This window comes from Oscillibacter sp. KLE 1745, assembly GCF_000469445.2.
Lineage (GTDB): Bacteria > Bacillota > Clostridia > Oscillospirales > Oscillospiraceae > Oscillibacter > Oscillibacter welbionis.
The window spans coordinates 10070-15891 of record NZ_KI271688.1; the positions used below are offsets into that span (position 1 = coordinate 10070).

Below are 5822 nucleotides of genomic sequence, written 5' to 3' on the forward strand. Positions count from 1 at the left end.
GCCCGTGCCAATCGGCACGGGCGCTCTCCTCTTCATCTGTCTTCAATCTGCAAGGATCAGGCAGCTGCCGGTCACATCAGGGCTGTGGCCCGTTAGCTCCGCCACGAAGTCCGTGTCCTCACCGGCGGCACTGACCGCCGCTTCCAGCGCGGGGATCTGGTCAACCGTGGCGACGGCGTAGACTCGGTCCACCAGCGGGGCGATATCCGAGAGTACCAGGCCGGCAGTGTCGTCGGCGCCGGAGGTGATGACCTCCGGCGGCAGCTCAATGGAGACAGCCACACCATACTCACCCAGAGCGCTGCGCAGCTCCTCCAGGAACAGCCGGATGCTGGCCGCCCGGTCGGCGCCGTTGTAGTCGATCTTGTCCAGCTTCCCTACTGTGGGATAGCCCACATCCGTTAGCAGGATTTCATCAAAACCCTGTTGTGCCAGCTCCGCCGCCAGGGTGCACAGGTACTGCCGGGCCGCCGGCTTGCTGGGATCCAGCCAGTTTCCGTTGTTCCCGTCGTAGAAGATATAGCCGCCGGTGTTCTTCAGTCCCATGCCCTCCACGTCCGCGCGGGCGGCAATGGGGTCCAGGAAGCAGCTCATCCGGGCGATGGAGTGGTAACTGCTTTCCGTCACCTCCGCCAGAGCCGCCGCCGTGTCCTCCGCCGTGCTCACGGTGCCGGCCGCGGCGCCAGTGGCAGCAAAGTAGATGTGTCCGGTGCTGTCTTTCAGCGTGACGGCAGCAGCGTTATAGGCGGGAGCAGACATCACAGATGCTCCCAGACAGGCATCTTTCCAGCCCGCCTGGGTCAGCGGCGCGGCGGAAGCAGAGAAGGCAGCCAGAGCCTTCGGCTTCTCCGGCTCCTGAATGGTAATCTCTACGTCCTCTGGGGGCACTTCCTCTTCCGCGGGGGGCGTCTCCGTCTTCCAGGGCAACTCCAGGTGGAAGCTGCCGTCCCTATCGTAGACGATATACTCCTGCAGCCATAGAAAGCCCACCGCCGCCAGGATGATGAGCACCAGCAGCACTGCCAGCGCGATCTTCCCCTTGGAGGTCCTGCCCCGGTAGCTCCGGTAGCCCTTGGTGCCTCCCATGTCCGTCACCTCTTCTCCAGGAGATTGCCCCTGCCCGTCAGGGCTGGATGGCGTTGAGCTTGTTCACGCGCCGCTCATGCCGGCCACCCTCAAAGTCCGTGGAGAGGAACACCTCCACCATCCGCTCCGCCAGGTTCTTGCCGGTGAACCCCGCGCCGATGGCCAGCATATTGGCGTCGTTGTGGCGGCGGGTCATCTCCGCCTCCAGGGAGTCGGCGCAGTGGGCGCAGCGGATACCCTGCACCTTGTTGGCGGCAATGGAGATGCCGATGCCGGTGGTGCAGATGACGATGCCCCGATCATACTCGCCGGAGGCCACAGCCCGGGCCGCCGCCTCGCCGAAGTCGGGGTAGTCGCAGCTCTCCGTCGAGTAGCAGCCGAAGTCCTTGTATTCATGGCCCAGCTTCTCCAGAAGCTGGATGATGTCGCATTTCAGCGCGTAGCCGCCGTGATCAGAACCCAGAGCGATTTTCATGGTGATCGTTCTCCTTTTCAAATCAAGTCATCCCATTCGGAGAGGAATGGGGCTGGAATGGATTTATTATAGCCAGTTTTCCCCTGAAAAGCAAATCACAATTCATGCCACACCGGTTTCCCCTGCCGGAAGGCGGCAAAACGGCGGAATCCGCAGGCCCGCAGCAGCGCCTGCCCCTCCCGGACGGCACAGCCCACAAACCCCGGCGTGTGGGCATCCGTCCCCAGGGTGACGATCTCGCCGCCCAGGGAGCGGTACAGCCGCAGCCACTTTTCGTCCGGCAGCGGGGTGTTGCCCCGGTTGGTGTTGAGCTCGATCCCGATGCCCTTGGGGATGATGAGGCGGAAGATCTCCGCGATCTCCTCCTCGAACCCGTCGAAGCTGACATGCATCCCCCGGTTCTCGTTCAAATACCGCAGGGGCAGCGTCAGATGGCCCAGTACCTGGAATCGCCCCCACTCCGCGAGCTTCCGCACCTGGCCCAGGTAGTCGGCAAGGCAGTCCCGCGCTTCCTGTTCATCCCGCGGGGTAAGGAAATACAGGTCCCGGCCCTCCATCTTCTCCGACAGGGTGTGGATGGAGCCGATGAGAAAGTCCAGCGGCGGGGCCTCCGCCAGCATGGACTCCATCCGCCTGATGCCCCACACGGCGTCTCCCAGCTCCGCGCCCAGGCGCAACGTGATCCGGTCCTCCACCGCCGTCCGGGCGGCGCGGAACTCCGCAATCATGGGATCCCAGTCATAGGCCCCCCGGGGTTCGGTGGTGCCGAACCGGATGGGCTCCACATGGTCTGTGAAGCAGATCTCCTGAAACCCCAGCCGGATGGCCGCCTCCGCCATCTCCTGCATGGAGGCGGAGGCGTCCGGTGAGATGCGGGAGTGGACGTGGTAGTCGGCTAAATACATACGTGCCTCACTTTTTGAACTTCTTGAAGAACTTCTTCTGCTCCTCGTAATTGCTCTCGCCCATGGTCTCGGCGAACTTCTTCAGCGCTTCCTTCTGCTCCTTGTTCAGATTTTTGGGGGTTTCAATGTAGACGGTGACATACTGGTCGCCCCGCCCCCGGCCGTTGATGGAGGGGATGCCCTTGCCCTTCAGGCGGAAGGTGGTGCCGGACTGGGTGCCCTCCGGCAGGGTATACTTCACTTTGCCGTCGATGGTGGGGATCTCCAGCTCCGCACCCAGCACCGCCTGGGTGAAGGTGATGGGCGCCTCGCACAGGACGGAGGTGCCCTCCCGCCGGAACAGCTCGTGAGGCCGGACCGTAATGGTAATCAGCAGGTCGCCCGCCGGGCCGCCGTTCTTGCCGGCGTTGCCCTGTCCACGGATGGAGATGGTCTGCCCGTTGTCGATGCCGGCGGGAATGCTGGCCTGAATGGTCTTTTTCTTGCGCACCATACCACTGCCCCGGCAGTCCTTGCAGGGCTGGTGGATAATCCGCCCCTTGCCGCCGCACTTGGGGCAGGGGGAGGAGGTGGCGAACACGCCCATGGGCGTCTGCCGCCGGACCTGGACTGTCCCGGTGCCGTGGCAGTCCGGGCACACCTCCGGCGACGTGCCGGGGGCACAGCCGTTGCCGTGGCAGGTGTCGCAGGTCTCATACCGCTCCACGGTGACTGCCTTCTCACAGCCGAAGGCCGCCTCCTCGAAGCTGATGGCGATGGACATGCGGATGCTCTCGCCCCGCTGGGGGGCGTTGGGATTGGTGCGCCGCCCGCCGCCGAAGCCGCCGCCGAAAAAGCTGCCGAAGATGTCCCCCAGGTCGCCGAAGTCGAAGCTCCCGTCGAATCCACCGCCGAAGCCCCCGGCGCCGAAGTTGGGGTCAACGCCCGCATGGCCGTACTGGTCGTACCGGGCCTTCTTGTCCGCGTCGGAGAGGACCTCATAGGCCTCGTTGACCTCCTTGAACTTCTCCTCCGCCGTCTTGTCCCCCGGATTCAGGTCCGGGTGATACTTCCGGGCCATTTTTTTATAGGCCTTTTTGATCTCATCCTCAGAGGCTCCCCGGGAAACCCCCAGGACCTCGTAGTAATCGCGTTTCTGTTCTGCCATAGAATCACCAACTTTTCAATTAGGAATGGGGAGTTAGGAATTAGGAATTGTGGAATCCGCTCCCGGCGGATGAATTGAAATCCGTCCGGCTCCGCCGGACACCTCAATTCCTCATTCCTGATTTCTAATTCCTAATTCATGAGAGCGTGCCGCGCAGGCGGGGGTGTCCCCCGCCCGCGCGGCCGCATGGCATCTGATCACTTCTTGTTATTCTCGTCATCGTCGACCACCTTGTAGTCGGCGTCATAATACTGGCCCTGCTGGGTGCCGGCGTCGGGGCCGGCCTGCTGCTGGGCGCCGCCCTGGGCCCCCTGGGGATTGGCCTGCTGATACAGCTTCTCGCTGACGGCGTAGAAGGCCTGGGTCAACTCGTCGGTAGCGGTCTTGATGGCAGCGGTATCCGTGCCTTTCAGAACCTCCTTCAGCTTGTCGATTCCGGCCTGGACCTTGCTCTTGTCATCGGCAGGGATCTTGTCGCCCATCTCGGAGAGGGTCTTCTCGCTCTGGTAGACCATCTGGTCGGCCTGGTTGCGGACCTCGACCTCCTCCTTCAGCTTCTTGTCCTGGGCAGCATACTGCTCCGCCTCCTTGACGGCCTTCTCAATGTCCTCCTTGCTCATGTTGGAGGAGGAAGTGATGGTGATATGCTGCTCCTTGCCGGTGCCCAGGTCCTTGGCGGAGACGTTGACGATGCCGTTGGCGTCGATGTCGAAAGTCACCTCGATCTGGGGCACGCCGCGGCGGGCCGGGGCGATGCCGTCCAGGTGAAAGCGACCCAGGGACTTGTTGGCCGCGGCCATCTCCCGCTCACCCTGGAGGACGTTGACCTCCACGCTGGTCTGGTTGTCAGCGGCGGTGGAGAAGATCTGGCTCTTCTTCACGGGGATGGTGGTGTTCCGGTCGATCAGCTTGGTGAACACGCCGCCCATGGTCTCAATGCCCAGGGACAGGGGTGTGACATCCAGCAGCAGCAGCCCCTTCACGTCGCCGGTGAGGACGCCCGCCTGCAGGGCGGCGCCCATGGCCACGCACTCGTCGGGGTTGATGCCCTTGAAGGGCTCGTTGCCGGTGAAGTTCTTCACGGCCTCCTGCACGGCGGGGATCCGGCTGGAGCCGCCCACCAGCAGGACCTTGCTCAGGTCACTGGGCTTCAGGCCCGCGTCGGACATGGCCTGGCGCACGGGGCCCATGGTGGCGTCCACCAGATGGGCGGTCAGCTCATTGAACTTGGCCCGGGACAGGGTCACGTCCAGGTGCTTGGGGCCGTTGGCGTCGGCGGTGATATAGGGCAGGTTGATGTTGCTGGTGGTGACGCCGGAGAGCTCGATCTTGGCCTTCTCGGCGGCCTCCTTCAGCCGCTGCATAGCCACTCGGTCGGTGGACAGGTCCACGCCGTCGGTGCGCTTGAACTCGCTGACCAGCCACTTCATGATGCACTCGTCGAAGTCATCGCCGCCCAGGCGGTTGTTACCGGCGGTGGCCAGGACCTCGATCACGCCGTCGTCGATGTCCAGGATGGACACATCGAACGTGCCGCCGCCCAGGTCGTACACCATGATCTTCTGGCTCTGTTCCTTATCCACGCCGTAGGCCAGGGCCGCGGCGGTAGGTTCGTTGATGATGCGTTTCACGTCCAAGCCGGCGATCCTGCCGGCGTCCTTGGTGGCCTGGCGCTGGGAGTCGGTGAAGTAGGCGGGAACCGTGATGACCGCCTCGGTGACTGTGCTGCCCAGATAGGCCTCAGCGTCCGCCTTCAGCTTCTGGAGGATCATGGCGCTGATCTCCTGGGGGGTGTAGCTCTTGCTGTCAATGGTCACTTTATAATCGCTGCCCATCTCCCGCTTGATGGAAGAGATGGTGCGGTCCGGATTGGTAATGGCCTGGCGTTTAGCCACTTGACCCACCATGCGCTCGCCGGTCTTGGAGAAAGCCACCACGGACGGGGTGGTCCGGTTGCCCTCCGCATTGGGGATGACCACAGCCTCGCCGCCCTCCATGACGGCCACACAGCTATTTGTCGTACCTAAGTCGATACCGATAACCTTAGACATAATGATTGCCTCCAATTTATGATCAAATAATTCTATCTCAACAAATAAAAATTTGCGATTGTTGTTTTCATTCCCCCCAGGCGAATCCATTGCAATGATTTGTCAGGATATATGCCTGACAAAAACACGTTGGCTCGTGCGCCTTGGGCGCACACGCC

5 protein-coding genes are annotated in these 5822 nt (G+C 62.7%); all 5 read right to left on the reverse strand.

What is annotated here, in order from left to right; all coding sequences use genetic code 11:
* Positions 1–42: 42 nt before the first annotated feature.
* Entirely contained in the window at positions 43–1086 is a 1044-nt protein-coding gene (locus HMPREF1546_RS03380) for a putative glycoside hydrolase (RefSeq protein ID WP_021748255.1), read from the reverse strand.
* 37 nt (positions 1087–1123) lie between these two features.
* On the reverse strand, positions 1124–1561 hold the full coding sequence (rpiB, locus tag HMPREF1546_RS03385) for a ribose 5-phosphate isomerase B (protein WP_021748254.1): 438 nt from the start codon (positions 1559–1561) through the stop codon (positions 1124–1126).
* A gap of 95 nt (positions 1562–1656) precedes the next feature.
* Positions 1657–2466 carry a histidinol-phosphatase HisJ family protein gene (locus tag HMPREF1546_RS03390; RefSeq protein ID WP_021748253.1) on the reverse strand — a complete coding sequence of 270 codons (810 nt, stop codon included), beginning with the start codon at positions 2464–2466 and terminating at the stop codon, positions 1657–1659.
* Positions 2467–2473: 7 nt separating this feature from the next.
* Positions 2474–3613, reverse strand: a complete 1140-nt coding sequence (dnaJ, locus tag HMPREF1546_RS03395) for a molecular chaperone DnaJ (protein ID WP_021748252.1) — start codon at positions 3611–3613, stop codon at positions 2474–2476.
* Positions 3614–3810: 197 nt separating this feature from the next.
* Positions 3811–5664 (reverse strand): molecular chaperone DnaK, encoded by a 1854-nt coding sequence (gene dnaK, locus HMPREF1546_RS03400; RefSeq protein ID WP_036629725.1) that lies wholly within the window; start codon positions 5662–5664, stop codon positions 3811–3813.
* Positions 5665–5822: the final 158 nt, after the last annotated feature.

What these genes read in the sequence shown, in the direction of transcription:
- HMPREF1546_RS03390 (WP_021748253.1), bottom strand. Translation starts at nt 2,466, where the DNA reads ATGTATTTAGCCGACTACCACGTCCACTCCCGCATCTCACCGGACGCC.
- dnaJ (WP_021748252.1), bottom strand. Translation starts at nt 3,613, where the DNA reads ATGGCAGAACAGAAACGCGATTACTACGAGGTCCTGGGGGTTTCCCGG.
- dnaK (WP_036629725.1), bottom strand. Translation starts at nt 5,664, where the DNA reads ATGTCTAAGGTTATCGGTATCGACTTAGGTACGACAAATAGCTGTGTG.
- HMPREF1546_RS03380 (WP_021748255.1), bottom strand. Translation starts at nt 1,086, where the DNA reads ATGGGAGGCACCAAGGGCTACCGGAGCTACCGGGGCAGGACCTCCAAG.
- rpiB (WP_021748254.1), bottom strand. Translation starts at nt 1,561, where the DNA reads ATGAAAATCGCTCTGGGTTCTGATCACGGCGGCTACGCGCTGAAATGC.